This is a genomic window from Bradyrhizobium tropiciagri (assembly GCF_001189845.1).
Classification (GTDB): Bacteria; Pseudomonadota; Alphaproteobacteria; order Rhizobiales; family Xanthobacteraceae; genus Bradyrhizobium; species Bradyrhizobium tropiciagri.
This window is the reverse complement of record NZ_LFLZ01000080.1, coordinates 13,460-38,462: the sequence shown is the minus strand read 5'-3', so window position 1 is coordinate 38,462 and position 25,003 is coordinate 13,460. Positions and strand designations below refer to the sequence as shown.

At 63.8% G+C, this 25,003-nt stretch carries 34 protein-coding genes and 1 pseudogene; 18 read left to right on the top strand and 17 right to left on the bottom strand.

Translation table 11 applies throughout. The annotated features are described in order from the left end of the window. Positions 1-209 precede the first annotated feature (209 nt). Both AKN84_RS37940 and AKN84_RS37935 read right to left on the bottom strand, forming a co-directional pair. Positions 210-995, bottom strand: a complete 786-nt coding sequence (locus tag AKN84_RS37940) for an enoyl-CoA hydratase/isomerase family protein (protein WP_050425515.1) — start codon at positions 993-995, stop codon at positions 210-212. Positions 996-1,006: 11 nt separating this feature from the next. Beyond that, entirely contained in the window at positions 1,007-2,119 is a 1,113-nt protein-coding gene (locus AKN84_RS37935) for a cyclic nucleotide-gated ion channel (RefSeq protein ID WP_050425510.1), read from the bottom strand. Between the two features lie 326 nt (positions 2,120-2,445). On the opposite strand from AKN84_RS37935, the gene AKN84_RS37930 reads away from it, so the two are divergent. Together AKN84_RS37930 and AKN84_RS37925 are read left to right on the top strand one after the other, a co-directional pair. Continuing rightward, complete coding sequence (locus AKN84_RS37930) at positions 2,446-3,114, top strand: Crp/Fnr family transcriptional regulator (protein ID WP_050425509.1); 669 nt, start codon at positions 2,446-2,448, stop codon at positions 3,112-3,114. A gap of 29 nt (positions 3,115-3,143) precedes the next feature. Beyond that, a complete protein-coding gene (locus tag AKN84_RS37925) occupies positions 3,144-4,019 on the top strand; it encodes a DUF6537 domain-containing protein (protein WP_050425508.1) in 876 nt (291 codons plus the stop codon). A gap of 273 nt (positions 4,020-4,292) precedes the next feature. On the opposite strand, the gene AKN84_RS37920 is transcribed toward AKN84_RS37925, so the two are convergent. From AKN84_RS37920 to AKN84_RS37910, 3 genes are all read right to left on the bottom strand, one after another. Continuing rightward, complete coding sequence (locus AKN84_RS37920; protein ID WP_050425507.1) at positions 4,293-4,511, bottom strand: hypothetical protein; 219 nt, start codon at positions 4,509-4,511, stop codon at positions 4,293-4,295. A 77-nt stretch (positions 4,512-4,588) separates the two neighbouring features. After that, positions 4,589-4,804 carry a hypothetical protein gene (locus AKN84_RS37915; protein ID WP_050425506.1) on the bottom strand — a complete coding sequence of 72 codons (216 nt, stop codon included), beginning with the start codon at positions 4,802-4,804 and terminating at the stop codon, positions 4,589-4,591. A 38-nt stretch (positions 4,805-4,842) separates the two neighbouring features. Next, positions 4,843-5,034, bottom strand: a complete 192-nt coding sequence (locus tag AKN84_RS37910) for a hypothetical protein (RefSeq protein WP_050425505.1) — start codon at positions 5,032-5,034, stop codon at positions 4,843-4,845. Positions 5,035-5,306: 272 nt separating this feature from the next. On the opposite strand from AKN84_RS37910, the gene AKN84_RS37905 reads away from it, so the two are divergent. The 4 genes from AKN84_RS37905 (at position 5,307) to AKN84_RS37890 (ending at position 7,390) form a co-directional block, all read left to right on the top strand. Continuing rightward, positions 5,307-5,504, top strand: a complete 198-nt coding sequence (locus AKN84_RS37905) for a hypothetical protein (protein WP_050425504.1) — start codon at positions 5,307-5,309, stop codon at positions 5,502-5,504. A gap of 90 nt (positions 5,505-5,594) precedes the next feature. After that, positions 5,595-5,957 (top strand): PRC-barrel domain-containing protein, encoded by a 363-nt coding sequence (locus AKN84_RS37900; RefSeq protein WP_162240930.1) that lies wholly within the window; start codon positions 5,595-5,597, stop codon positions 5,955-5,957. A 266-nt stretch (positions 5,958-6,223) separates the two neighbouring features. Beyond that, positions 6,224-6,985, top strand: a complete 762-nt coding sequence (locus AKN84_RS37895; RefSeq protein WP_244485702.1) for a Crp/Fnr family transcriptional regulator — start codon at positions 6,224-6,226, stop codon at positions 6,983-6,985. Positions 6,986-7,153: 168 nt separating this feature from the next. Further along, a complete protein-coding gene (locus AKN84_RS37890) occupies positions 7,154-7,390 on the top strand; it encodes a DUF6894 family protein (protein WP_050425514.1) in 237 nt (78 codons plus the stop codon). 293 nt (positions 7,391-7,683) lie between these two features. On the opposite strand, the gene AKN84_RS37885 is transcribed toward AKN84_RS37890, so the two are convergent. The 5 genes from AKN84_RS37885 to AKN84_RS37865 form a co-directional block, all read right to left on the bottom strand. Beyond that, entirely contained in the window at positions 7,684-7,872 is a 189-nt protein-coding gene (locus AKN84_RS37885) for a hypothetical protein (protein WP_050425501.1), read from the bottom strand. Between the two features lie 73 nt (positions 7,873-7,945). Next, a complete protein-coding gene (locus AKN84_RS37880) occupies positions 7,946-8,134 on the bottom strand; it encodes a hypothetical protein (RefSeq protein WP_050425500.1) in 189 nt (62 codons plus the stop codon). Between the two features lie 271 nt (positions 8,135-8,405). Continuing rightward, entirely contained in the window at positions 8,406-8,645 is a 240-nt protein-coding gene (locus AKN84_RS47565) for a hypothetical protein (RefSeq protein ID WP_050425499.1), read from the bottom strand. A gap of 305 nt (positions 8,646-8,950) precedes the next feature. Continuing rightward, positions 8,951-9,634 (bottom strand): Crp/Fnr family transcriptional regulator, encoded by a 684-nt coding sequence (locus AKN84_RS37870; RefSeq protein ID WP_244485704.1) that lies wholly within the window; start codon positions 9,632-9,634, stop codon positions 8,951-8,953. A 280-nt stretch (positions 9,635-9,914) separates the two neighbouring features. Then, a complete protein-coding gene (locus AKN84_RS37865; RefSeq protein WP_050425497.1) occupies positions 9,915-10,124 on the bottom strand; it encodes a hypothetical protein in 210 nt (69 codons plus the stop codon). Here AKN84_RS37865 and AKN84_RS46570 point away from each other — a divergent pair. The 3 genes from AKN84_RS46570 (at position 10,123) to AKN84_RS37855 (ending at position 11,549) form a co-directional block, all read left to right on the top strand. Then, the gene (locus AKN84_RS46570; protein WP_128971510.1) at positions 10,123-10,413 is read left to right on the top strand and encodes a hypothetical protein; all 291 of its coding nucleotides are present in this window, start codon (positions 10,123-10,125) and stop codon (positions 10,411-10,413) included. The genes AKN84_RS37865 and AKN84_RS46570 overlap by 2 nt on opposite strands. A gap of 199 nt (positions 10,414-10,612) precedes the next feature. Then, positions 10,613-10,966 carry a DUF3307 domain-containing protein gene (locus tag AKN84_RS37860; protein ID WP_080686645.1) on the top strand — a complete coding sequence of 118 codons (354 nt, stop codon included), beginning with the start codon at positions 10,613-10,615 and terminating at the stop codon, positions 10,964-10,966. A 175-nt stretch (positions 10,967-11,141) separates the two neighbouring features. Next, a complete protein-coding gene (locus AKN84_RS37855) occupies positions 11,142-11,549 on the top strand; it encodes a hypothetical protein (protein WP_050425495.1) in 408 nt (135 codons plus the stop codon). A 91-nt stretch (positions 11,550-11,640) separates the two neighbouring features. Here the strand turns inward: AKN84_RS37855 and AKN84_RS37850 are convergent, their stop codons facing one another. Next, positions 11,641-11,976, bottom strand: coding sequence for a YkgJ family cysteine cluster protein (locus tag AKN84_RS37850; protein ID WP_050425494.1), 336 nt, complete (start codon positions 11,974-11,976; stop codon positions 11,641-11,643). Continuing rightward, positions 11,976-12,674: a helix-turn-helix transcriptional regulator gene (locus tag AKN84_RS37845; protein WP_028336549.1), complete on the bottom strand. Its 699-nt coding sequence runs from the start codon at positions 12,672-12,674 to the stop codon at positions 11,976-11,978. Before AKN84_RS37845 ends, AKN84_RS37850 begins: the two co-directional genes overlap by 1 nt. Before the next feature lie 170 nt (positions 12,675-12,844). Between AKN84_RS37845 and AKN84_RS37840 the strand changes: the two genes are divergently transcribed. Both AKN84_RS37840 and AKN84_RS37835 read left to right on the top strand, forming a co-directional pair. Further along, positions 12,845-13,078: a hypothetical protein gene (locus tag AKN84_RS37840; protein WP_050425493.1), complete on the top strand. Its 234-nt coding sequence runs from the start codon at positions 12,845-12,847 to the stop codon at positions 13,076-13,078. A 64-nt stretch (positions 13,079-13,142) separates the two neighbouring features. Then, a complete protein-coding gene (locus AKN84_RS37835; RefSeq protein ID WP_050425492.1) occupies positions 13,143-13,874 on the top strand; it encodes a glutathione S-transferase family protein in 732 nt (243 codons plus the stop codon). Here AKN84_RS37835 and AKN84_RS37830 read toward each other — a convergent pair. After that, complete coding sequence (locus AKN84_RS37830) at positions 13,871-14,506, bottom strand: pyridoxamine 5'-phosphate oxidase family protein (protein WP_050425491.1); 636 nt, start codon at positions 14,504-14,506, stop codon at positions 13,871-13,873. The two genes, AKN84_RS37835 and AKN84_RS37830, sit on opposite strands and share 4 nt — an antisense overlap. A 106-nt stretch (positions 14,507-14,612) precedes the next feature. On the opposite strand from AKN84_RS37830, the gene AKN84_RS37825 reads away from it, so the two are divergent. After that, a complete protein-coding gene (locus AKN84_RS37825) occupies positions 14,613-15,506 on the top strand; it encodes a LysR family transcriptional regulator (protein WP_050425490.1) in 894 nt (297 codons plus the stop codon). A 16-nt stretch (positions 15,507-15,522) separates the two neighbouring features. On the opposite strand, the gene AKN84_RS37820 is transcribed toward AKN84_RS37825, so the two are convergent. The 4 genes and pseudogenes from AKN84_RS37820 to pobA form a co-directional block, all read right to left on the bottom strand. Further along, complete coding sequence (locus AKN84_RS37820) at positions 15,523-15,978, bottom strand: PaaI family thioesterase (protein WP_050425489.1); 456 nt, start codon at positions 15,976-15,978, stop codon at positions 15,523-15,525. Positions 15,979-16,100: 122 nt separating this feature from the next. Next, a complete protein-coding gene (locus AKN84_RS47880) occupies positions 16,101-16,391 on the bottom strand; it encodes a glutathione binding-like protein (RefSeq protein WP_050425488.1) in 291 nt (96 codons plus the stop codon). A gap of 113 nt (positions 16,392-16,504) precedes the next feature. After that, a pseudogene (locus AKN84_RS50880) lies at positions 16,505-16,642 on the bottom strand (glutathione S-transferase N-terminal domain-containing protein); the annotation flags it as partial. Between the two features lie 237 nt (positions 16,643-16,879). After that, on the bottom strand, positions 16,880-18,049 hold the full coding sequence (pobA, locus tag AKN84_RS37805) for a 4-hydroxybenzoate 3-monooxygenase (protein WP_050425485.1): 1,170 nt from the start codon (positions 18,047-18,049) through the stop codon (positions 16,880-16,882). A 269-nt stretch (positions 18,050-18,318) separates the two neighbouring features. Between pobA and AKN84_RS37800 the strand changes: the two genes are divergently transcribed. From AKN84_RS37800 to AKN84_RS37775, 6 genes are all read left to right on the top strand, one after another. After that, entirely contained in the window at positions 18,319-19,353 is a 1,035-nt protein-coding gene (locus AKN84_RS37800) for a TRAP transporter substrate-binding protein (RefSeq protein ID WP_050425484.1), read from the top strand. Positions 19,354-19,601: 248 nt separating this feature from the next. Continuing rightward, positions 19,602-20,111 (top strand): TRAP transporter small permease, encoded by a 510-nt coding sequence (locus AKN84_RS37795; RefSeq protein ID WP_050425513.1) that lies wholly within the window; start codon positions 19,602-19,604, stop codon positions 20,109-20,111. Between the two features lie 32 nt (positions 20,112-20,143). Then, positions 20,144-21,448, top strand: a complete 1,305-nt coding sequence (locus AKN84_RS37790) for a TRAP transporter large permease (protein WP_050425512.1) — start codon at positions 20,144-20,146, stop codon at positions 21,446-21,448. A gap of 4 nt (positions 21,449-21,452) precedes the next feature. Continuing rightward, positions 21,453-21,914 carry a DUF3237 domain-containing protein gene (locus AKN84_RS37785; RefSeq protein ID WP_050425483.1) on the top strand — a complete coding sequence of 154 codons (462 nt, stop codon included), beginning with the start codon at positions 21,453-21,455 and terminating at the stop codon, positions 21,912-21,914. 397 nt (positions 21,915-22,311) lie between these two features. After that, positions 22,312-23,106 carry a crotonase/enoyl-CoA hydratase family protein gene (locus AKN84_RS37780; RefSeq protein WP_050425482.1) on the top strand — a complete coding sequence of 265 codons (795 nt, stop codon included), beginning with the start codon at positions 22,312-22,314 and terminating at the stop codon, positions 23,104-23,106. 13 nt (positions 23,107-23,119) lie between these two features. Further along, positions 23,120-24,985 carry a feruloyl-CoA synthase gene (locus AKN84_RS37775; RefSeq protein ID WP_050425481.1) on the top strand — a complete coding sequence of 622 codons (1,866 nt, stop codon included), beginning with the start codon at positions 23,120-23,122 and terminating at the stop codon, positions 24,983-24,985. The last annotated feature ends 18 nt before the right edge of the window (positions 24,986-25,003 follow it).

The window sequence follows — 25,003 nt, the reverse complement described above, 5'->3', positions numbered from 1 at the left end:
AATAGCCCTACCCTCCAGGGGAGGGTGGCATCAGTGCGTTGCTGCTAGACCCGTCATCCTGAGGAGCGCCAACGGGTCCGCGCGAAGCGCGGCCCGATGACAGGCTCCGCGCGTCTCGAAGGATGCACGACCACCAGCTGGGCCGTCGACCCTTCGAGGCTCGCTCCGCTCGCACCTCAGGGTGACGGTGTTGGCAGCGCCATGCCGCCCTAAAACCTCGGCGGCCGCTTCTCGGCGAAGGCCTTGATGCCTTCCTTGATCTCGTCGCCGCGCATGCTGTCGCGGTGGCGGGCGTCGGCGGCGGCCTCATCCAGCTCGCCGCGGGCGAATTCATTGATCGCGCGCTTCATGCCGGCCATTGCCTTGGGCGCATTGCCGGCCAGGATCGTCGCAAGCTTGTCGACCTCCTCGTCGAGCAGGTCGAGCGACACCATCGCGGTAAGGTAGCCGATCCGCAGCATCTCCGGCGCCGTGATCTTCTGCGCGGTCAGGAACAGCATCTTGGCGTTGTCAACGCCGAGCCGCGTGACGTAGCGCTGGATGCCGCTCTTGTAATAGTGCAGCCCGAGCCGCGCCGCCGGCATGAACATCTCGGCGGTATCGACGCCGATGCGGAAGTCGCAGGCGAGCGCAAGGTCGGTCGAGCCGCCATAGACGCCGCCATTGAGCCGGCAGATCGTCGGCACGCCGAGATCCTCGAGACGGTTGACCACGACCTCGAACGCCGAACCCGCGCTCTGCTGTTCGTTGGCGCTCACCGCGCGCTCGGCCACCGAGTTGAGGTCGTAGCCGGCGGAGAAGGCGCGGCCGGTTCCGGTCAGCACCAGCACCCGGATCGCGGGATCGGCCTCGATGCGGTCGAACAGGCGGACGAGCTCGCCGAGATCCTCGGCCTGCAGGCGGTTGAGGTGCTTCGGCCGGTTGAGGCGGATCGTGGCGCGCGCGCCCGCAATTTCGAGCACGGGTCCGCTGGCGGTGTCGGCCGCGTCAGCCATCTTGGTCTCCATCATTGATTCTCACGTTCGCGCCGCTTCGCCTCGGCGTCGATGGTCTCGGCGAGATCGGGATGCCTTGCCATCAACAGGCGGAAATCGACGAGGTCAAGCACCAACAGGCGGGTCACCTTGCTGGTCGCGACGCTGGCGCCGCGCTTGGCGTTGCCGAGCAGCGCCATCTCGCCGAAGAACGCGCCTTCGCCGAGCTTGACCTTGCGTCCAGGCAGGTCGACCTCGACCTCGCCGGCGGCAACGAAATACATGCAGTCGCCATTGGTGTCCTTGCGGATGATCATGGTGCGCGGCGGCAGGTCGATGGTCCGCAGCACCTGGGTGACGTCGGCGATCGCGGCGGGGCCAAGATGCGCGAAGAACGGCACCTTGCTGACGGTCTCCCAGGTTTTCAGGAAATTATCGCGGCGGGTTTCGTTGGCAAAGCCGGTCGCCAGAATACCGGTCCACAACCCGAACACGCCGAGGCCCGAGATCATCACCATGGCGGCGACCATGCGGCCGAGCGGGGTGATCGGCACCACGTCGCCATAGCCGGTCGTGGTCAGCGTCACCACCGCCCACCACAGCGCCGCCGGCACGCTGCCGAAGGTTTGCGGCTGGACGTCCCGCTCCAGGAAGTATTCGGCGACCGAGGCCAGGAACACCACCATCAGGAAGATCACGAGCACGCTGAGCAGCGGGCCGGATTCCACCACCAGCACGCGCCGGAGCTGGCGCAGGCCGGGAATGCCGGGCACCACCTTGAGCACCCAGAGCACGCCGAGCAGCCACGCGGTCTTCGGCTCGAGGCCGGCGAGCAGCGCCAGCGGCACCGCCAGCGCGCCGATCGCATCGACGATGCCGGCGCTGGACAGCGCGTAGAACCAGAACTTGTCCTGCCGCCGCATGTGGCGCAGCCGCACCAGCCATTCGAACACGAAATAGGCAAGGCAGGCCCAAAGCAGCGCATCGACCCAGTGCGGCACCGCGTCATAGGCCGGCGTGACCGTCAGCAGCGTCATCATCGCGACGCCGACCGTGACCGCGACATAGGCCGCCGTGGTCATGTTGCGGCCGGCGGTGGCGGAAACGAAGCGCGTCAAGGCCGGAAGGACGAGCGGCTTGGACATCTGAACGGAGCTTGCCTGTCGCTAATCTGCTGGAATCAAGGCCCTGCGAGCGGCGGAGCCTGTGTCACAACGTGCCTCTCCCGGTTGAGGCCGTCAACGCGCAGGCCGCGGCGGCATGATCGCGGCGAAAGTCCCGTATGTTGAACGAATGGCCTAACCATGTTGCCCCGTCTTTGCGCCCGCGAATGTGAGAAATCAGACAAATCGTCGCTTTTTCCCCGTATATCAGGGATGCTGGCCGCAGACGCGAGGGCAGGCAACCTCGGCAGGAATGAAGCGACTAATAAGGCGATCTTGTTCACTTCTTGAGAATTGGTTGGTTTCCGATGGATACCTCACATCTCGCGGAGCACGCAGGCGCCGCCGGCAGTTTCTTCGCATCGATCTTCGTGGTCGCGACGCTATCGATGCGGACCATGATCCCGTTGCGCGTCTTCGCCATCCTGACCAACATCATCCTGATCGCGACCGCGGTCCCGACCCACAATTACGCGACGCTGATCCTGCATGCCGTGCTGCTGCCGGTGAACACCTATCGTCTGCACCAGATGCTGCAACTGGTCCGCAACGTGAAGAAATCGGTCAACAGCGATCTGTCGATGGATTGGCTGCGGCCGTTCACGACGGAGCGCAAATGCACCGCGGGCGAAGTCCTGTTCTACAAGGACGAGAAGGCCGACAGTATCTTCTACATCGTCAGCGGCCGCTTCCGCCTGGTCGAATCCGGCATCGAGCTGCCGGTCGGCGCCCTCGTCGGTGAGTTCGGCATGCTGTCGCCGTCGAACACCCGAACCCAGACGCTGGAATGCGTCGAAACCGGCATGGTGTTGTCGGTGACCTATGACCAGGTCGAGCAGCTCTATGTCCAGAACCCGGCGTTCGGCTTCTACCTGCTGCGTCTGTTCAGCGCCCGCCTGTTCCAGAATATCGCGACGCTCGAGCAGCGGCTCGCGCAGCACGCCACCCCACAGGTCGCGGAGCCAAAACCTGCGTGAGCCCCGCGACCAGTTCTGGAGGCGCCGCAGTGCCGGATGACGACAGTCTGCTGGCTTCGCTCCGTTACCTGTTTGCCGATATCATCGGCGATGAGGACGAGGGGCCGCCGGTGCTGCCCGAGGCCTGCCCGGACCATCTCAGGCCGGCGGTCACCGCGGCCATCCACCTGTTGATCGTCTATCAGAGCACGAGCTACGCCCAGCTCTATATCGACCGGCTCAAGCGCTTCGTCGGGCGCCGCGGCGTTGATGACACCCTGCTTGCCGAGATCGCGCGGCTGATGGCCGAGCGCATGGCCTATGAGGATGCGATCCGCATCGCGCAGCTCAAGCTCGGCGAAGTCAATGCGGGGGGCGGCCTTGCGGCGCGCTCCGCCGACGACGTCAAGAAGCTGCGCCTCGACGAGCTGATCGATGCGTTGCCGGAGATGGTCGCCGATCCGGTGCTTGCCGTGCTCGATCAGTTCGGCTGGCGCCGCCGCCGGGTTTCGATCCGCTTCAGCGCCAACACCCGCTTCAGCGTTCGCCGGCTCAGGATCGAGGCGGGCCTGAAGCGCTGGCGGCTGTTCTCGGGGCGCTATGCCAAGGAGCGCGTCTGGGTCGAGCGCTGGCTGCACATGATCGACCGCAGTCTGACCAAGCAGCCGGCCGCAGCCCCGGCCATCGTCGAGACCGCGACCATGATCCAGGGTTACGGCGATCCCTATCGCCAGGGCATCGCGGACTGGCACGTGATCATCGACGGGCTGGTCAAGCCGACCCTCGACGGCGTGCTCGCGCTGCCCGACCTTGCCGGCGCCATCACCGAGGCCCGCGCCGCCATCATGCCCGATCCGCGGCAGGCGTCGCTCAAGCGCAAGATCGCGGAAATTCGCGCGCGGGTGCCGGCGGCCGAGTCGCGTTGAAGGGGGCAGATGCTCTCCGCCGTCATTGCGAGGAGCGAAGCGACGACGCAATCCATGTCTGAACTTGCGGCACTATGGATTGCTTCGCTTCGTTCGCAATGACACGGGAGGGGAATGCGTACCGTCATCCTGAGGTTCGAGCGGAGCGAGCCTCGAAGGATGAATCGGCCCCGCTGGTGGCCGTCGATCCTTCGAGACGCGCTTCGCGCTCCTCCAGCGACAAAGGCGAAGCCTTTGCGCGGGGATGACGGGTCAACAACCGTTCGTCCCGCACTACCGCTTCACGTGCGGCGGCTCGTCGTAGCCGTGGCGGCTGGAATAGAACAAGAAGCCCATCAGGCCGACGCAGACCGTGCCCAGAACCGCAATTCCGATCGTGAACATGACGATGCCGTAGGTCGGCACCGGAGCGTCTACAGTGAGCCCTTCATAGGCGTAGACGCCGACGGCGACCAGGAAGACCAGCAGGCCGATGCTGATTGCAATGCGCATGGGTATCTGCCTTTGCTGAAGGCCAGAGGAACAAGGCACGCGGCAAGGCAGGTTGCAGGCAAGGCAGGTTGTGCAGATTATCCCGCCGCCGCGGTGACCTTGGCCAGCGCCTGCTGTCCGGCTTGGATGAGCTCGGAGAGCGTCGTCCTGCCGCTCTTGGCGCATTTGATGATGTATCTGGCAACGCGCCTGCGGGTGTCATGTTCCTCGCCGTGAAGCGCGTTGGCGCAGACGTGGTCGAGCGCAAAATTCATGGCTGCGAGCGTACGTGAGTCAAATCGTTCCTCGATCATCGCGGCTCTCCCATCGCAGCTTGCTCCGGCCTTTGCGGCTATTTGCGGAGTGTCAGCAACTCGCTGACTTCCATTACTGTCTCGGTCTGTCTGGCTTTCTTCATCAGCGTCTCGCGCTCCCGCCCCGGCGGTAGCTTGCGTGCTGCGATGCGCGAATCCTCGGCGAATTTTTGCAGGCGTTCCTCGAATGATCCGGGAGGCCGCGACCTGTTGCGTTTCTTCTTGATCATACCGACTCCTCGCTGGAACCAGCGATACTAGGCATGTTCCCCGGAGGGCGTCGTTAACCCATGACATCGGCTTAAACGAAATCGCCGTCAGCACCGCAGGAACGATCTTCGGCGCCATGCGTAACGTTCGTGCGTTCGCTGCTTGCTCCCCGAAGGCAGTGGACCAATCCGGTGACGGGCCTCGGCGAATTGCATCGCCGGGGCCCGCATAGCTTCAAGGCAATTGAGCCAAAGGAATCGAACCGAGGGAAACGAGCCAAGGGAAACGAGCAATGGCACATTCGAACCACGGCATCGTGAAGGACGACAAGGGCCAGGAGCAGCCGGCCGACAAGGCGCGCGCGCAGACCGCCCACAAGACGGATCAGCGAAAGCCCGAAGCGACGCGGGACCCGAAGTTGAGCGACGCGGACAAAACCCCCGGATCCGGCATGACGGCGGACGATCGCGGAGATCCCCCGACCGGCTGAACCGCGTTTTGCTGTGCAGCAACTGCGGCAATGCGGCAGGAACGAAGACCCTGCTCTATCGTTGGCCCCGGGAGATCGATGGAGAATGATATGGCGATGGACGAGAGGGAGCTCGGAAACCTGATCGGCAGCGACAAGGTCGAAGGTACCGCGGTCTATGGCTCGGACGAGCGCAAGATCGGTTCGATCGAGCGCGTGATGATCGACAAGAAGAGCGGCCGGGTGTCCTACGCCGTGCTCGGCTTCGGCGGCATCCTCGGCCTCGGCAACGACCACTATCCGCTGCCGTGGCAATCGCTCAAATACGACACGAGGCTCGGTGGTTATGTCACCGGCGTGACCGAGAGCCAGCTCCGCGGCGCGCCGAAATACGGCAGCGAGCTGGACTGGAATTGGGCCGACATCGGCACCACGCGGGCGGTGAATGATTACTACGGTGTGCCGTTCGTCTGAGCGACGACGGCTCCCGCAAGGCTGACGCTTGCAGGATTGCCTCTTTGCAAGGCTGTCCGCTCACAAGGCTCTCGGGACGCCAACGGCGGCGGTACCCTGACAGTAACTGAACTGTAAGGCGCATGAGGACAATAACCGTCGAGTCCTCTGGCGTCTGTACACTAGTGCACAGACGTCAATAGCTGCGCAATGTAATACGCACTGTAACATGTGTTATTGAAAACGGCCCGGCAGTTACCCGATTACACGCGGGGAGATCAATGCCGTTGGCGTCGCTAGTCTGGAAATTGGAGCAGTTTGTACGGCTTTCGCCGGTAGACCATGTTTTTCTCCATCGTGCGGCGACCGAACGTGTCCGCCATTTTGCGCCGCGCGTCGATATCGTCCGTGAAGGCGAGAAGCCGACGGATGTCCATCTGATCCTGTCCGGCTGGGCCTATCGCTACAAGCAGCTCGAGGACGGCCGGCGTCAGGTGGTGTCGTTCTTCCTGCCCGGCGACATCTGCGACGTGAATGTCTTCATCCTGCGCGAGATGGATCATTCGATCGGCACTATCACCGCGGTGTCGATCGCCGATCTCTCGCGCGAGTTCTTCGACAAGGTCGCAGCCGAGCATCCGCGCATCGTCACTGCATTCTGGTGGGAAACGCTGGTCAATGCGGCGATCCAGCGCGAATGGATCATGAGCCTCGGCCAGCGCACGGCGCTGGAGCGGATAGCCCATCTGCTCTGCGAGATCTGGCTTCGGCTGCGTCTCGCCGGCCTGACCCGGGCCGACAACTGCGACTTCCCGCTGACCCAGGGCGATCTCGCCGACGCCACCGGGCTTTCCAAGGTCCATGTCAACCGGACCCTGCAGGAGTTGCGCGCCGAGGGACTGATCGTGCTCAAGGGCAAGACCCTGTCCGTCCCCAATCTCGACCGGCTGATGCGCGCGGGCCTGTTCAATCCGAACTACCTGCATATGGATCACGAGGGGCGGCAGCTCGACGCCGTCGGCACGCCTTCGGACGTTGTAGCGGGATAACCAGCGCGTCCTTCGGGGGAGGCGCAACGCCCGGTGCTCCACGGGCGCAAGCAGGATCGGGTGCGCCGCAGTTCCCATGAGCGAGTGGCGGTTGCCACCCGCCTAGGAACGATTTCCCTGTGATTCCCGTTGTCGACCATGGCCGCCGACCATGACGGAGGCGATCGGATGTTGCGCTATTTCTTCGATATCAGGGATGGCACCGGGCTCTATCCGGATGAAGAGGGCCTGGAATTCCCGGATCAAAGGTCCGCCGAGATGGAAGCCGCCCGCACCCTCGGCGAACTGGCGAGGGACTTTGCCGCGCTGGACGACCGGCACGACGTTGCAATCGAGGTGCGGACGGGAGACGGCCCCGTGTTCAAGGCTGCCTTCATTTTCGAAACCCGTCATCCAAGGCAATAAGTCTGTCTCTGTTCGGGTCGCAATCGCTTATTCCTGGTCCGGATTCCCGGCCAACCGGCGACCCCCGGCGCCGGAGGTTTCACGGCGCCAGGGATCACCACTCCCGATGGGCTTGGGGGCTGAAGTCGGGAGCTTCGAGTCGACTCCCGGTGTTCCCCTTGGTTCCAAACCGGGTCTCCTAATTTCTGTTCGCCGGTGGTCCAGCCGGAGTAGCTGACGGGTCTCGGCACGCGCCAACAGCGTTCTGTTCGTTGGTGCAAGTTTTCGATCTGTACCAGCCGCGCCCACGCAGCTCATCGCGTGCCGGGATGCTTCGCAACGGTCGCCTTGGCCCTGGCGATCGCTTCCTGGGTGCTTTGGAAGGTCTGCGTTCGGATCGTTGGCCCGCCGGCAAGGGGTGTGATCTCGACCAGATAGCCGCCGCCGCGTTGCTCGACGATGGTTAGTCGATGCCCCTGATATTCGATCTCGTCGACTGGCATTTTCGGGCTCGCCTATCTTCAATCGGTCGGTGCGCGCTTTCTGCTGATCCGGAGGCTTCTCCGATCGGCGGTCTTAGGTCGGCGAAGTCAGCCACTCGGTCATCTGGACGGCCATCTCGTCCTGTCGAGCCTTGCGGAGCAGCGCATCGCGCTTGGGGCCGAGAGGAAGGGCTTTCGCCTCCTCGCGCAAATCGTTTGCCTCTCGGGCGAGCCGTTCTTCCAGCGGCCAGATCTGGCGCACGCGACGACGACGTTTCGTCATGACGCCGCTCCCTTGTTGATGCAGGCGGGAGCACTATTGGTCTCTCAGTCACCGACGCCTACGGGCCATGCCTTGGCCGGTGATGCAGGCAAACGGCTTGGCCGAGGGAAGGTTGCTATAAGTCGGAAATCGGACTCAAGCCTCTACTGCGTCTATGCTATTGCCTCTGTCGTTCGTCCTGCCACCACGTCGCAAGCGAATCCGTCGCGGAAAGCTGGCTGGGAACCAGATATCCTTATTTGCCAAGAGGCCTGGCTTCAAACGTGACGACCTAATTTTTGCGCGCGCTCTCGAAGGTTGCGAGAGGCAGACCCTCCTCATTCCGGATGGTGAGCGTCCGTCCAGTGAGTGCCGCAATCCGGCGGCCGATGTCGAGCGCGGTTTCCTCGTCTGTGAGATCGACAACGATGACCGACGTTGAGGAAAGCCCGGCGTTCGAAACCGTGAAGATGGAAGATCTTCTCTCGTTCATGACTATCTCGGCGGCTGCAGTCCAGGCGAGCTGAGCCACTCGTCGAGATGCGCTGCCGTATCAGCCTGCCGCGCCTTGCGGAGCAGATCCTCCTTCCTGGGGCAGGGCGGGAGCGCAGCAGCATACTCGCGCGCTTGCCGCGCGTAGGAGATGAGGCGATCTCGAAGTGTTTTCGTTTGCTCGAAACGACGCCGCTTTTGCATGGCGCAGCTCCCTTGAACCGGGCGGGAGCGCAACTGGCGTTCTCATCACTGATGGTTGCCGAGGGCTGGGCAGTGATGGGGGCAGTAGATTCCGGTTATGTCGGGTTGTCGACTCAATTCCGCGCAGGAAGGGCAAAACAGTTAGGAACCGGCTCGCTTCAGCAACTGGTAGCACTCGCACGAATTGGCCAGCAGAAGACGGCGATTCAAGATCTGCAGCTTCCCGCGCGAATAGGTGATCGCGCCCCGCTTTTGAATGTCTTTCGCAGTATCCGTAATGGTCGTGCGGCGCACTCCGAGCATCTGGGAGAGCAATTCCTGCTTAAGGTCGAATTGGTCGCTCTCCGCCCGGTCCGCAGTGTGAAGCAGCCAGCGGCAGAAGCGCTCCTCAACAAGGTGGAGTGAGTTGCAGGCCGCGGTAATCCGGGCCTGGTCGAGCAATACGTCAGCATTCTTGAGGCATATTTCCGTCATCGCGCAACTGCTTGCCAGGATCGCCCGGAAGTCTTCCATCGAAATCCTCAGGGCGCGCACCGGCAACTGAGCGACGATGCGGACCAGCGATGCTTGCGAGCCAAGGCCTGCGCGGGCACCGATCAAGCCTTCTCTCCCGACGACCGAAGTCTCAGCCATCCGCCCGTCTCTCAGAACAACCAGGAGCGAGAGCATGCCCGATAACGGGAAGTAGATGTCCGTGACTTCCTCGCGCTCCTTCTGGACGACGTCGCCTTGGGTGAACTCCACGACGTTCGACTTCGCCGTCAGCGACCGCAAGTCGCGACGAGGCAGCAGCGCCAGGAGTCCGTTGCGAAGAGGATTATCCACGATGCGCAACCTTTCGCCCGATCGGTCGGGCAGGTCCGCAGTAAGTAGGTAACGCTCCGAAGGCGTTCCGCGGAATGGGATATGAAAGTCCAATCAGACTGGTGTCGGTCCGTTCCTATTATTTTGGGGCATACGCACTGACCATAGGTCGCGCAGAAGCGTGATGACACCGCGTGTTTGGCATCCTGAATCGAGAACCCATCCTCATCGTCGTCCTGACTTTCGCCAGGACGACAGCAATCAATGTGGCGCGACCAACTCGCAAGACCAAATTTGGTCTTCACCCGTTCGCGGTCTTCACCACCACGAGGTTGTCATCCCGTGTCGCCGGGCGGCGCTTGAGATGATCGCGGCGCAGGGCGATCTCGTCGCGGACCAGCTCGTAGCCGAGCTTCTCGCCGTCGCCGACGACGGCGATCTTCTTCCGCTTGAGCTGGGGCAGCGATCTGATCTTCTTGCCGCCGGGGCTGAGCGCACAGCACCACGTCATGCTCGATGATCGCGATGGACCGGAGCGCGCGGCCGCGGCGGCATCGGCGAAGGCGCTTCGGCAGTCATGGCTGATCAACCTGGCTCATCACGCGTCCGGGACGGCCCTTTGCCGGAACGGCGCCGCGCTGCCCGGTGAATCCGTAAATGACTATAAAAGAAAGAAAATTTCCTGTGCGGCCGGCGATATACCGCCCCGGCGGGAATGCAAACCGGCCACCGGCCGTAACCTTAATCCCGGTTCGCCTGCGCCGCGATGCCACATGACCATCGCCACTATCGACGGCTGAACCCAGATGTGATTTTCGATGGGCCGCAGGTGCATTCCGCCGCCGGAGATGTCATAAATGAGACAAGCTTCGCTTTGCGGAATTGTGCTGACGGCCTGACCCGGATTTCTTGCAATCACATTCATCGAAGTAAAAGGGCGTCAGCTTGTTGTTTCCTGCCATGTCATCGTCGGTGTCGGTTGGTGCCCTGGTGGGATGGATGTTGCTTCTCACCGCAAAGCACATCATCGCCGACTTCATGCTGCAGAACGCCTGGATGGCGATCGGCAAGGACCAGAAGACCGGCTGGGCCATGCCGCTGCTCGCGCATTGCCTGGTCCATCTCGCGGTCGCGCTGGCGCTGATCCTGGTGGTGGCGCCGCGGTTCTGGTACGTCGCCTTCATCGACTTCGTGATCCACATCATCGTCGATCGCTGCAAGGGAATCTGCGCCTCGCATTTCGGCGTGACGCTGGAATCCGGCCATCCCTGGTTCTGGACCTTGATCGGGGTCGACCAGGCGCTGCACCACCTCACCGGCTTCGCGCTGTCGATCTACATGGCCGCGAATTGAGCGGCCGGCCGACGCCGGCTTCCTTCATTGCGCATCGCCGATCATCCGCCCGCCCGCCCGCGGGCGGATGTGATTCGCGTGCAACGGGCAAGCCTCTCCGGAAGCGACCGGAAGCCGTGGTTAACCTTTCGTTAGAGGATTGCGCGGCATCTTCCCGATCGAGGGGGATTTGCAAATGTTTTCAAGCCGCGACGCATTCGAGAACGATGCCTGCCCAGTTGCGGACGACCTGCTCGGCCAGATGTACCGCGCCAATCCGAACGGGCTTTCGCTGCTGGTCGCCAATGTCGCGCCCGATATCAGGGCGAGGCTCGCGCTGTTCTGCTATCGCCGCAGCCACCTGCACGCACTCGCGGTGGCGATTGCGTCGAGCTGCAGCGAGTGGGAGCTGGTCAATTCCGGTGGCCGTGTCGGGTCGACGCTGTACGCGCTTTCGCGTGAGCCTGCTCGCGCGACGACCGCTTCGCATGGCGGCCGCAAGCCGATCACGCTGTCGACCAAGCCGCTGTCGAGCTTCGCACCTGTTGTCGATGACGAACTCGACGACGAGGACGTCAGCGATACGGTGACTGTGACGGCATAAGCATGATCCGGAAAAGTGGAGACCGGTTTTCCCTCGCGACAAACGCGGAACGCGTTTGCGCGGAGATCATGCGCTAATAAAAGAGGCGTGCTTAATCCGACTGCGCGCTCGGGATGAGCGGCAGCCCATGCCGGCGCCGCGCCATCGCGCATTCCGCGTCGCCCGGCAGACAGGTTCGGCACACTTCCGGCCGCACCGCATAGACCTCGCAGCGCGTTGCTTCTCCGACCCGCCCTGACAGCGCCGAGCAGCGGTCGCCCTCGCAGCGCATCCCTGACTGTCGCGCGTTGACGAATTGCGCCGGGATCAGGTCGAGCTGCGCATCGTCCTCGATCGTGAAGCGCGGCCAGTTCGCCGAATAGCTGCAGCAGGCGCCGCAGGACTGGCAGGGGCTTGGGTCCGCTGCCTCGATCGCGTTGCCGGCCATCAGGTGTCCCTCGGTGCTTCCCAGACCAGGCTGCGCCGCCAGCGTGCCCTCAGCAGGTCGCGCCGCTCCGGATACTTCTCGTCGTGGTAAACAGCGGTGACCACGCGGTCGGTGCGGAAGCTGCGGAAGTCCTTGCGCAGCTCGCACCAGGCGGCGAGCAGCCGCACCGCCTCGTGATAGCCGACCGCGATCGGCCAGATCGTGCGCTCGCTATCGCGGCCGTGCTCGTCGCGATAGTTGAGCGTGATCTTCTTGCCCTCGTGGATCTGGCTGCGCGTCCTGACCATGTCGATGCGGTCAGGCTCCCGGTTCCAGGCGGAGCGGGCGCGGCTCGCCGGCTCCAGCACGAATGGCCGCAGTCGGTCGGGTACGGTCTCGGCGATCTTCGCCATCAGGTCCTCGGCCGCGCGCGCCAATGCCGGATCGGCGTGGCCGACCACCCATTGCGCGCCGAGCACGCAGGCCTCGATCTCGTCGGGTGTCAGCATCAAAGGCGGCAGGTCAAAACCCTTCTCCAGGATGTAGCCCATGCCGGCCTCGCCGCGGATCGGCACCCGCTGCTCGATTAAGCTCGCGATGTCGCGATAGATCGTCCGCTTCGATGTCTCGAGCTCGGCTGCGATCGCGTCCGCAGTCAAAGGCTTACGGGTGCGGCGGAGCACCTGGATGATCTGAAACAGCCGGTCGGCGCGTCTCATGGCAGTTCTCTTCGGTCGCTCTCTTGCAGCTGTCTTGACGACTGTCTTGACGGATCTCGCGGTGTCTCGACGCGTCGGCTTTTCGCGCCCCCTGTCACTGCTGCTGACAGCATGTTGGCAGCAGGTGGGGGCTATATCAGGACAACACCTCAAGTGAAGGGAATTTGTCCATGACCAATCTTGATGAACTCGGTTTCAGGCAGGCGCAGAGCTTCGCGCTGGAACAAATGATCACGGTCTACTCCACCTCCGGCGACCTGCGCTGGGCCCTGGTCGCGCTGGTCGCACAGTCGATCGGCGCAGCCTGGTCCTACGGGCGGGCGCGGCTGGTCAAGCGGGTTCGCGAGGCGGTTCGCCGCCTCGCACCGGTCGGCCCGCTCGGCAGGGAATGCCACTACTGCTGACACCATGCTGGCAGCAGGGGACAGCTAGCTTCAATTCACGACCACAGGCGATCGGGAGCTTCATATGATTACGCTTTTTGGCTTTGGCACGGGTTTCGGTCTGCCGGAAATCAGCCCCTTCGTGACCAAGACCGAGGTCCAGCTCAAGATGGCCGGGCTCGATTATCGCAAGGAAAAGGCGATGCCGCCGGCCTCTCCCAAGGGCCAGCTGCCGTTCATTTCCGATGACGGCGAGACGATCGCCGATTCGACCTTCATCCGCGCCCATATCGAGGGCAAATACGGTTTCGATTTCGATGCGCCGCTGAGCCTGCAGGCGCGCGCTCAGGCCTGGGCCTTCGAGCGCATGATCGAACATCACGTCTACTGGGCGCTGGTCGGTGCGCGCTGGGTCGACGACAACAATTTCGCCAAGGGGCCCGCGCATTTCTTCGACGGCGCGCCCGATCATCTGCGCGACAAGATGCGCGAGGACGCCCAGTTCCGCGTCGCCGAGAACTATCTGCTGAGCGGGCTTGGCCGCCATGGGCCCGACGAGGACGTCGATGTCGCCATGCGCTCGCTGTTTGCGCTGTCGGTGCAGCTCGGCGACAAGCCCTATCTGATGGGCAACGCACCTTGCGGTACGGATGCCACCGCGTTCGGCGCGCTGGCGGGGATCCTGACGCCGTTCTTCGATTCGCCGTTGCGCGAGCGCACCGAGAAGTTCGACAATCTCACCGCCTACGTCGGCCGGATGATGCAGCAATATTATCCGGAGTTCGCCTGGTCGCCGTTGCAGCAGCAAGCCGCTTAAACCGGCGTAGCGGGAGCGGGCTGGCCCTTCAATGCGGCAAGCTCCGCCTCGAGCTCGGCGATGCGCTGGTCGCGTGAGGCCAGCGCGGCCGCGACATCAGCGGCATCGAATTTCTGCGGGATGTGCTGCGGGCAGTTGGTGTCCCACGCCGCGACCTTGAACAGGATCACCTGCTCGGGCCGCGCGCGATAGCCTTGCGGCATCAGCGCGCGTGTCAGTGCCGGATCGTCCTCCACGACCCGGGCCTCGCCCCACAGCTTGACGCGGCGGCGGTGCGCATAGTCCATCACGAAGATATACGCCTTCGCATTCTCCGAGAGATTGCCCTGCGTGATGAACTGCCGGTTGCCGCTGTAATCGGTGAAGGCGAGCGTGTGCTTGTCGAGCACCTTGATAAAACCCTTCGGCCCGCCGCGATGCTGGATGTAGGGCTGACCGTCCGCCGAGGCAGTCGCGAAGTAGAAGCTGTTCACCTCGCCGAGAAAGCCGGCGAGGTTCTCGTCGATCTCGGTGCGCCAGCCGCCATGCGTCTCGACCTCGGCGTAGGCGTCGCGCGAGCCCTTGCGGGCCTGGATCGCCTTGACCGCCGGGGTGAAGGCAACGTCGCTGGAATAGGTGCGGGCATCGGACATCTGGGCCTCCCGTAACGGGCGTCCTCACCCCACAACATGGACGTTTCCGGATCGTAAGCAATCTTGTGAATTGACACTTCACTGTTGCCGATTATGCAATAGTGCCATGGACCGGATCGACGCCATGCAGGCCTTTGTCGCGGTGGCGGATCTCGAGGGGTTTGCCCCCGCCGCCCGCAAGCTCGGCCTGTCGCCATCCGCCATCACCCGGCTGATCGCGGCGCTGGAGGAGCGGTTGGGTGCGCGGCTGCTGCAGCGAACGACGCGCCAGGTGACGCTGACCGACGCCGGCTCGCGCTACCTGGAGCGGGCGCGGCGGATCCTCGCCGATGTCGAGGAGGCCGAGGATGCGGTGGAGAGCGAGCGCACCCGCCCCGAAGGGCGCCTCGTGATCTCGGCGCCGTTCGGCTTTGGACGGCTGCATGTCAGCCCGGTCGTCTCCGCCTACTTGAAGCGCTATCCCGATGTCGAGGTCGACCTGCGACTGTCGGATCGCCGCATCAACCTCGTCGAGGATGGCGTCGACCTCGCGGTCAGGCTCGGGCATTTGCCGGATTCGACGCTGGTGGCGCGGCATGTCGGCCAGATGCGCCGCATCGTGGTGGCCTCGGCCGGGTATCTCAAGCTCCGCGGCGAGCCGAAGCGGCCGGCCGACTTGACCTCCCATGACACCATCCAGTTCGGCGCTATGACCGCGACGCCGGATTGGCGCTTCATGGAGGATGGCCAGGAGATCCGTATTACGCCTACGCCGCGCTTCACCAGCAACAGTTCGGACGCCGCCATCCAGTTCGCCGAGCAGGACGGCGGACTGACCCGGGTGATGGCCTACCAGGCCGCCGAATCGTTGAAGGCGAAGCGGGTCCGAATCGTGCTCGCCGCCTTCGAGCAGCCGCCGGTGCCGATCCACATCGTCTACCCGACATCTCGGCTGTTGTCGGCCAAGGTGCGGACCTTCATCGATCTCGTCACCGAGATCACCGACTGGCATTTCGGCTAGATCAGCTCGAAGGCGCTTAGCTCACCGGCGGCTTCTTCGGCACCACGCGGAACGTGCCGCTGGCGCGCGCGATGGTCACGCCGTCGGCCTTGATCAGGCTCTGCGCGAAGCAGATCGTGCTGCCGGTCTTGATCACATCGCTCTCGATCGCGAGCCACTGTCCGACATTGGCCGAGCCGACGAAATCGACCGTGAGCGAGATCGTCACATACGAGGTGGCCCAGCCGGTCGCCTGGCCGCAGCTATAGCCCATTGCGTTGTCGGAGAGAGCTGCGATCAGCCCGCCATGGATCAGGCCGCGGCCGTTGGTGTGCGGCCTCGCGAGGCGCAGGCCGATGATGACGGACCGCTCGGTCTTCTTCTGGTAAAGCGGCTCCCACGGTTCGGTGAGCGGGCTCTTGCGGAACAGCGGCTCGAAGTCTTGCGGGACGTCTTGGGGAACGTCGGGTGCGACTTGCGTATCGGTGGTCATATCTGGCTCGCAGATGGCGTTGCGTTGACGCCATTGAATGCGATGTCGATGACGGTTTCACCGCCTACAAAGTTTTAAACGGGATTTGCGTGGATGTTTGAAAGCACCGACGCGCGAGCCAGTCACGCCGGCAATTCGTAGCCGACCTCGCGCTCGATCTCGATCGTCTTCTGCACCGCCGGCCGGGCCATCATCCTCTCGTAATGCGCGGTGAGGTGCGGGAACGTCGCCGGCGGCAGCTTGAGCGAATTGGCGAGCCGCCAGTACAGGCGGAACAAATGGATGTCGGCGATCGAATAGCTGCCGATCGCCCAGCCGTGACCGAGCCGGCGGTCGCCGATACTCCAGACTTCTTTCGCATAATCGAGCCCGCGCGCCCTTGCCGGATGTAGCGTGGAGGCGATGAACGACATCCATGACAGCGCTTCGCCTCGGCCTCGAGATCGTCGCGCGGCAGCAGCTTGGCCTCGGGAAAGCGCCTGGCGAGATAGAACAGGATCGCCGCGACCTCGGTCAGCGGGCGGCCGTCGATCACAAGCGTCGGGACCTTGCCCTCCGGATTGAGCGCGAGATAGCCGGGCGTCTGCATGTCGTTGCGCCTGAACGACATCGGCCGGGCTTCGAAGCCGATACCGATCTCGTGCAGGGCGATATGGACGGCCATCGAGCTCGCGCCCGGTGCGAAGTACAGCGTGAACATGGCGGCCCGCTCCTGGCCCGGTGACTTCGCGATGCTAGGGCTTTCAAGAGGTGCTGCCTAGCGACGAGCGAAATCCTACCCCGTCACCCTGAGGAGCCGCGAAGCGGCGTCTCGAAGGGTCGACGGCCACCAGCCGGGCCGTGCATCCTTCGAGACGCGCTGCGCGCTCCTCAGGATGACGGGATAATCATCGGCCGTTCCCTAGAACGGCAACCCCACATAGTTCTCCGACAGCGAGGTCGATGCCGCCTTCGAGCTGACGAGGTAATCGAGCTCTGCGATCTGGATGCGTGCGGCGAATTCGCCCTCGTCGGGGAATTTGTGCAGCATCGAGGTCATCCACCAGGAGAAGCGCACCGCCTTCCAGACCCGCGCCAGCGCCCTGGCCGAATAACCGTCGAGGCCGGCCGAGGATTTCTCGTCGTAATATTCGCGCAGCGCCTGCGACAGGTAATGCACGTCGCTGGCCGCCAGGTTCAGGCCCTTGGCGCCGGTCGGCGGCACGATGTGCGAGGCGTCGCCGGCCAGGAACATGCGGCCGAACCGCATCGGCTCGGCGACGAAGCTGCGCAGCGGCGCGATGCTCTTCTCGATCGAGGGGCCGGTGACGATCTCGTCGGCAGCCTTCTGGTCGAGCCGCCGCTTCAATTCATCCCAGAACCGCTCGTCCGACCATTGATCGACATGATCGTCGAGCGGGCACTGCACGTAGTAGCGGCTGCGATGGGTCGAGCGCATCGTGCAGAGCGCAAAGCCGCGTTCGTGGTTGTTGTAGATCAGTTCCGGCGAGACCGGCGGCGTCTCCGAGAGGATGCCGAGCCAGCCGAACGGGTACACCCGCTCATAGCTGGTGATCGCCGAGGCCGGCACGCTGGCGCGGCTGATGCCGTGGAAGCCGTCGCAGCCGGCGATGAAATCGCAGGCGATTTCGTGGGTGACGCCGTCCTTGACGTAGCTGACGCGCGGATGATCGGTGTCGAAATCATGCGGCGTGACGTCGGCGGCGGAGTAGACCGAGGTCAGGCCGGCCGCCTTGCGGGCGTTCATCAGGTCGAGCGTGACCTCGGTCTGGCCGTAGATGGTCACGGTCTTGCCGGTCGCCGCATGCATGTCGATGCGGTGCCGCGCGCCGCCGAACGCCAACTCGACGCCGTGATGGACCAGGCCCTCCCGGTGCAGGCGGGCGGCCGCGCCGACGCTGTCGAGCAGCGACACCGTGCCTTCCTCGAGCAGGCCGGCGCGAATCCGCCCCAGCACGTATTCCGGGGTCTGCCGCTCGAGAATGACGTTGTCTACGCCGAAAGTATGAAGTAGTTGCCCAAGCAACAGTCCGGCCGGACCTGCGCCTATGATTGCTACTTTTGTCCGCAATACCTGCTCCTCCCGATCGGATAGGTTTGAGCCGGGCGCCCGCGCCGGGGCGGCCACCGTCAACTTGCCATGGCAACTATATCATATAACAGGTTTGGCAAGGCCGATTTGCCGCGGAATGCTTTCGCCGCAGCGCAAGATGCCGGAGCGGACGGGTGCGACATGCGTCCGCCCAGCGGATTTCGTCTTGAATATCCGCGCGAATTAGATAACATGTTAAGTAATGAGACCGGGCGCGAAGCCCGCCGTCCTGGAGAGGAGGAGACGTGATGAGGAAGAGTTTGTTGGCGCTGCTGATGGCAGCCGCCATCGTGCCGGCCGCAGTCCCTGCCGTTGGACCTGCCTTGGCGCAGGACAAGACCGTCAATCTCAAAGTGTCGCTCTGGGTGCCGCCGGCGCATCCGCTGGTGCCGGCGACGCAGGCCTGGGCCGCCGACATCGAGAAGGCATCGGGCGGCACCATCAAGGTCACCGTGTTTCCGTCCGAGCAGCTCGGCAAGGCGTTCGATCATTACGACATGGCGCGCGACGGCATCGCCGACGTCACCTATGTCAATCCCGGCTATCAGCCCGGCCGCTTCCCGATCGCGGCCGCTGGCCAGCTGCCGTTCGTGTTCTCGGACGGCAAGAAGGGCACGCTGGCGCTGAACGAGTGGTACCACAAGTACGCGCCGACCGAGATGAAGGACACCAAGCTCTGCTTCGCCTTCATCCACGATCCGGGCGCGCTGCACGGCAAGAAGAAGATCGTACTGCCGAGCGACCTCTCCGGCGTCAAGGTGCGTCCCGCGCAGAGCACGATCGGCGAGATGGTCAAGATGTTCGGCGGCACCAATGTGCAGGCCTCCGCCCCGGAATCGCGCGACGCGATCGAGCGCGGCGTGGCCGACGAGATCACCTTCCCCTGGGGATCGATCTTCCTGTTCGGCATCGACAAGGTGGTGAAGTACCACATGGACGTGCCGCTCTATACGACGGTGTTCACCTACAACATGAACCTCGCCAAATACAATTCGATGTCGGATGCCCAGAAGAAGGTGATCGACGATCATTGCACGCCGGAATGGGCCTCCAAGGTCACCGATCCCTGGACCGATTTCGAAGCCAACGGCCGCACCAAGATGAAGGCGCTGCAAGGCCACGAGGTCTATCCGCTGACGCCTGATCAGCTCGCCGAATGGAAGAAGGCGGTCAAGCCGCTGCGCGACAGCTGGGCCGAGGCGGTGAAGAAGGCCGGCGGCGATGCGGAAAAGATCGAGGCCGATCTGCAGGCCACGCTGAAGAAGTACGAGGCGGGGATCTGATTTTGCTCCCCTTCACCTCTCCCCGCTTGCAGGGAGAGGTCGGATCGCATCGTCAGATGCGATCCGGGTGAGGGGGTACCGGTCTCTTCACTCGCACCAGTTTCGCGGATAGCCCTCAACCCGACCCTCTCAGAGCGAGCTATGCTCGTCTCGACCCCGCAGGCGGGGAGAGGGAGTTCATCGAGCAGCGCATGACGCAATCTGCCGAAGTCTCTCAAGACGGCGCGATCACCGGTCCACCCGAGCCGGTGCGCAAGAATTTCATGGATCGCTTCATCGATTCGATCGAATGGGTGGCGGCCTTCTTCGTCGGCGTCGTCGCGCTCAACACCTTCACTGCGGTGTTCATGCGCAAATTCTTCGCGGTGACGATCCCCGACTATTACAATTTCGGCCAGTTCCTGCTCGGCATCCTGATCTTCTGGGGCATCGCCGCGACCAGCTATCGCGGCACCCACATCACCGTGGATCTGGTCTGGGCCAACGCCACGCCGCGCTATCAGCGCTGGATCGACATCTTCGCGACGCTGGTGCTGCTGTTCGTGGTGAGCGTGCAGACCTACACGCTGGTCGACAAGGTGATCGACACCAGGAACAGCCACATCGTCACCATGGATCTCGGCGTGCCGGTCTGGCCGTTCTTCCTGGTGTCTTGGATCGGCGACGTCTCCGCGGTGCTGCTGATCGCGATCCGCACCTACCGCCTGATCTTCCACCCGGAAGATATCCACGATGCCAAGATCAAGACCGCGGAGTAGACGGCCATGAGTCTAGAACCATGAGTCTCGATTTGAGCCCCGAGGCCGTCGCCGTCATCGGATTTGTCAGCCTGTTCGTGCTGATGCTGCTGCGCGTTCCCGTCGGCATGGCGATGGGCCTCGTCGGCATCACCGGCTTCGGATATCTCACCGGCTTTGCCCCGGCGCTGAAGCTGGTCGGCCAGACCACGATGCGCACGGTGACGGATTACTCCTTCGGCGTGATCCCGATGTTCCTGCTGATGGGCGCCTTCGTGTCCGTCTCGGGCATCAGCCGCGAGCTGTTCCGCGCCGCCAACACCTTTGTCGGGCACTGGAAGGGCGGGCTCGGCATCGCGACCATCGCGGCCTGCGGCGGCTTCGCTGCGATCTCGGGCTCGTCGGTTGCGACCGCCGCGACCTTCTCGGCGGTGGCCTATCCCGAGATGCGCCGCTTCGGCTATCCGCAGTCGTTCGCCACCGGCGTGATCGCGGTCGGCGGCACGCTCGGGGCGATGCTGCCACCGTCCACGGTGCTCGCGGTCTATGGCATCATCACCCAGCAGGATATCGGCAAGCTGTTCATCGCGGGCGTGGTTCCGGGCCTGCTCGCGATCCTGATGCACATGGTCACGATCGGCATCATCGGCGTGACGCGGCCGGGCTTCCTGCCGGCGGGAAAGAAGGCGTCGTGGCATGAGCGCGTCATGGCCTTGCGCGACGTCTGGTCGCCGCTGCTGCTGTTCCTGTTCGTGATCGGCGGCCTCTATGGCGGCTTCTTCGTGCCGACCGAGGCGGGCGCGGTCGGCGCGGTCGGCGCCTTCATCATCGGCATCCTCCGCGGCAAGCTCAGCAAGGACGGCATCCTGCAATCGCTGCTGCAGGCGACGCGCACTGCGGCTGCTGTGTTCACCGTGCTGATCGGCGCGCTGTGCTTCGGCTATTTCCTCACCATCACCCAGACGCCGCAGAACGTCACCGAATTCCTCACCGGGCTCGGCATCGGCCCCTATGGCGTGCTGGCGCTGATCCTGCTGATGTATCTGGTGCTCGGCTGCCTGATGGATGCGATGGCAATGGTGATCCTCACCGTGCCGATCGTGTTTCCGGTAGTGACCGCGCTCGGCTTCGACCCGATCTGGTTCGGCATCATCATCGTCATGACGGTGGAGCTCGGCCTGATTCATCCGCCGGTCGGCATGAACGTGTTCGTCATCAAGAGCGTGATCAAGGACGTCAACATGTCGACGATCTTCGTCGGCGTGCTACCGTTCGTAATCACGGACCTGATCCGGCTGGTGATCCTGATCCTGTTCCCGCTGCTTGCGACCTGGTTGCCGCAGCGCATGATAGGCTAGGCGTATGAACCCAGAACTCCACACCAAATACGTCTTCACCATCACAGCAAGAATCGCCGAGGTGACGTCCGCCGGCGACATCGGCACCGGCGTCCGCCGCATCATCCCGATCGTCGGCGGCGAGGTGAAGGGCGAGGGGATCAACGGCAAGGTGCTTCCCTTCGGCGCCGACTTCCAGATCATCCGGCCCAACGAGCTGATCGAGCTGGAGGCAAAATACGCCTTCGAGACCGACGACGGCGCCGTCGTCTATGTCGAGAACACGGGCATCCGTTTCGGGCCGGTCGAGCTCTTGCAGAAGCTCAAGCGCGGCGAGCCTGTCGACCCGAAGCTGATCTATTTCCGCACCGTGCCGAAATTCGAAACCGGCGCCGAAAAATACCGCTGGCTGATGCAGCACATCTTCATCGGCTCCGCCGCCCGCCACGCCGACCGCGTCGTGATCGACGTGCATCAAGTGTTGTGAATCTCCGCTGCCATCCTCCCCTGGAGGGGGAGGATCGCCGCGCTTGAAATGCGCGGCGAGGTGGGGTGATCTCTCAACACGGGCACTGTTCGGGTGGAGAGACCGTCACCCCACCCCGTCTCACATTCCGCTACGCTCCATGTGAGCCTCTTATCCTCCCCTAGAGGGGGAGGATCGTCGCGCATGAATGCGCGGCGAGGTGGGGTGACAGTCTCTCCATTCAGGCGCTGCCCGTGTTGAGAGATCACCCCGCCCCGGTTCGCACTCCGCTGCGCTGCATGCGAACCGACCCTCCCCCTCCAGGGGAGGGTGGCATCTCGGCCTCCGCCATGGCTGCCTTGACTCCTGCGATGATAGTTATAAAACATAACTATTCTAACCAGGAAACAATAACGCCATGGGAAACGCTGCCGACGCGGGTGACACCTCGCTGCTCAGGATCGAGACGCGGGGGGCGGTGCTGACGGTCGGGCTCAACCGGCCCGCCAAGCGCAACGCGCTGAATGACGGCATCATCCTGGCGCTGCGGGATTGCTTTTCTGCCATCCCTGAAGACATCGGCGCCGTCGTCATCCACGGCATCGGCGATCACTTCTCGTCCGGCCTCGACCTCTCCGAATTGACCGAGCGCGACGCCACCGAGGGGCTGGTGCATTCCCAGATGTGGCACCGCGTGTTCGACCGCATCCAGTATTGCCGCGTCCCCGTGATCGCCGCGCTGAAGGGCGCTGTGATCGGCGGCGGGCTGGAGCTGGCCTGCGCGGCGCATATCCGGGTTGCCGAGCCGTCGGCCTATTTCGCGCTGCCCGAGGGCCAACGCGGCATCTTCGTCGGCGGCGGCGGATCGGTGCGGCTGCCGCGCCTGATCGGGGTGCCGCGGATGGCGGACATGATGCTGACCGGCCGGGTCTATTCGGCGACCGAAGGCGCGGCCTACGGCTTCTCGCAATATCTCACCGAGGCCGACGGCGCGTTGCCGAAGGCGCTCGAGCTTGCCGAGCGCGTCGCCGCCAACGCGCCGCTGACCAATTTCGCGGTGTTGCAGGCGCTGCCGATGATTGCGGAGGCGAATCCGCAGACCGGCCTCCTGATGGAATCGCTGATGGCGACGGTGGCGCAGAGTGACAAGGAAGCCAAGAAGCGGATCCGCGCCTTCCTGGATCGCAAGACCGCCAAGGTGAAGCCGACATGAGCGCCAAGCTGATATATCTGCGTCTGCATCCCCAGCGAGTGCGCATCCGCTGCGTCCGATTTCATTCGGCAATCCCGACGTCACCGTCGAGCGCCGCGACGACGGCACGATCTATCTCCGCCCGAAGCTCAAGCTCGCCGACTTTCCGGTTCGCCTGACCGACCGCCTGCACCACTGGGCTGAGGCCGAGCCGAATCGCGTGTTCATGGCCGAGCGTGCCGCCGGCGGCGGCTGGCGGCAGATCAGCTACGCGCAACTGCGCGAGAGCACGCGGCGCATTGCGTCCGCGTTGATCGCGCGCGGCTTGTCGGCTGAACGGCCGATCGTGATCCTGTCGGGCAATTCGATCGATCACGCACTGATCGCACTCGGCGCGCTCTATGCCGGGATTCCGTTCTGCCCGGTGTCGCCGGCCTATTCGTTGGTGTCGCGCGACTACGGCAAGCTCAGCTTCGTCATCAAGCTGCTGACGCCAGGCCTCGTCTTCGTTGACGACGCCGACAAGTTTGCCGATGCGCTGCGCGCCAATGTTGGGCCCGATGTTGAGATCGCGGCAAGCCGCGGCGCGGTACCCGGTCGCGAGCTGACGCGGCTCGCCGATCTGATGGCGACGCCGGAAGATGGCGGCCTCGACGCGACCCATGCGGCGATCGGTCCGGATACGATCGCGAAATTCCTGCTGACCTCGGGCTCGACCGGCAATCCCAAGGCCGTCATCAACACCCAGCGCATGATCTGCGCCAACCAGGTGATGCTGCGCGAGACGCTGGCGTTCCTGAAGGACGAGCCGCCTGTGATCGTCGACTGGCTGCCGTGGAATCACACCTTTGGCGGCAACCACAATGTCGGGCTGACGCTGTTCAACGGCGGCTCGATGTATCTCGACGAGGGCAAGCCGATGCCCGGCGGCATCGAGGAGACCGTGCGAAACCTGCGCGAGATCTCGCCGACGGTCTATTTCAACGTGCCCAAGGGCTATGAATCGCTGCTGCCCTATCTGCGCGACGACGCGGCCTTGAGAGCGAAATTCTTCCACCGGCTGCATGCGATGTTCTTCTCCGGCGCCGCGCTGTCGCCGTTCATCTGGAACAGCCTCGATGCGCTTGCCGTGCAGGAGAAGGGCTATCGCGTGCCCATGCTGACCGGGCTCGGCGCCACCGAGACCTCGCCGTTCTTCATGTCGGTGCGGCCCGATACCAGCCGCTCCGGCCATGTCGGGCTTCCGGTGTCGGGCAATGATGCGAAGCTGGTGCCGAACAACGGCAAGCTCGAGGTGCGCGCCAAGGGCCCGAACGTGACGCCCGGCTACTGGCGGCAGCCGGAGCTGACGGCGAAAGCGTTCGACGAGGAAGGCTTCTACAAGTTCGGCGATGCGCTGAAGCCAGCCAACCCCGGTGATCTCGATGCCGGATTCGATTTCGATGGCCGCATCGCCGAGGATTTCAAGCTGGCGAGCGGCACCTGGGTCAGCGTCGGACCGTTGCGGGCGCGCTTCGTCGGCACCTGCGCGCCGCTGGTGCGCGACGTGGTGATTGCGGGCCTCAATCGCGACGAGCTGGCGGCGATCGTGATCCTCGATCTCGACGGGTGCCGCCTGATCAATCCAGCGCTTGCCGCCGGCGATATCGCCGCCGCGGCCAACGATCCCGTGGTGCGCGCTGCCTTCCGCGAACGTTTCGCGCGCGTGCTTGCGAGCGCCACCGGTTCGTCGAACCGGATCGCACGCGCGATCCTGCTGGACACGCCGCTGTCGATCGATCGCGGCGAGGTCACCGACAAGGGCTCGATCAACCAGCGCGCGGTGCTGGAGCATCGCACCGACATCATCGAAGTGCTCTATGCGCCGGTGCCGCCGGCATCGGTAATCACGTCAATCTGACTCTCGAAGAGGAGAATG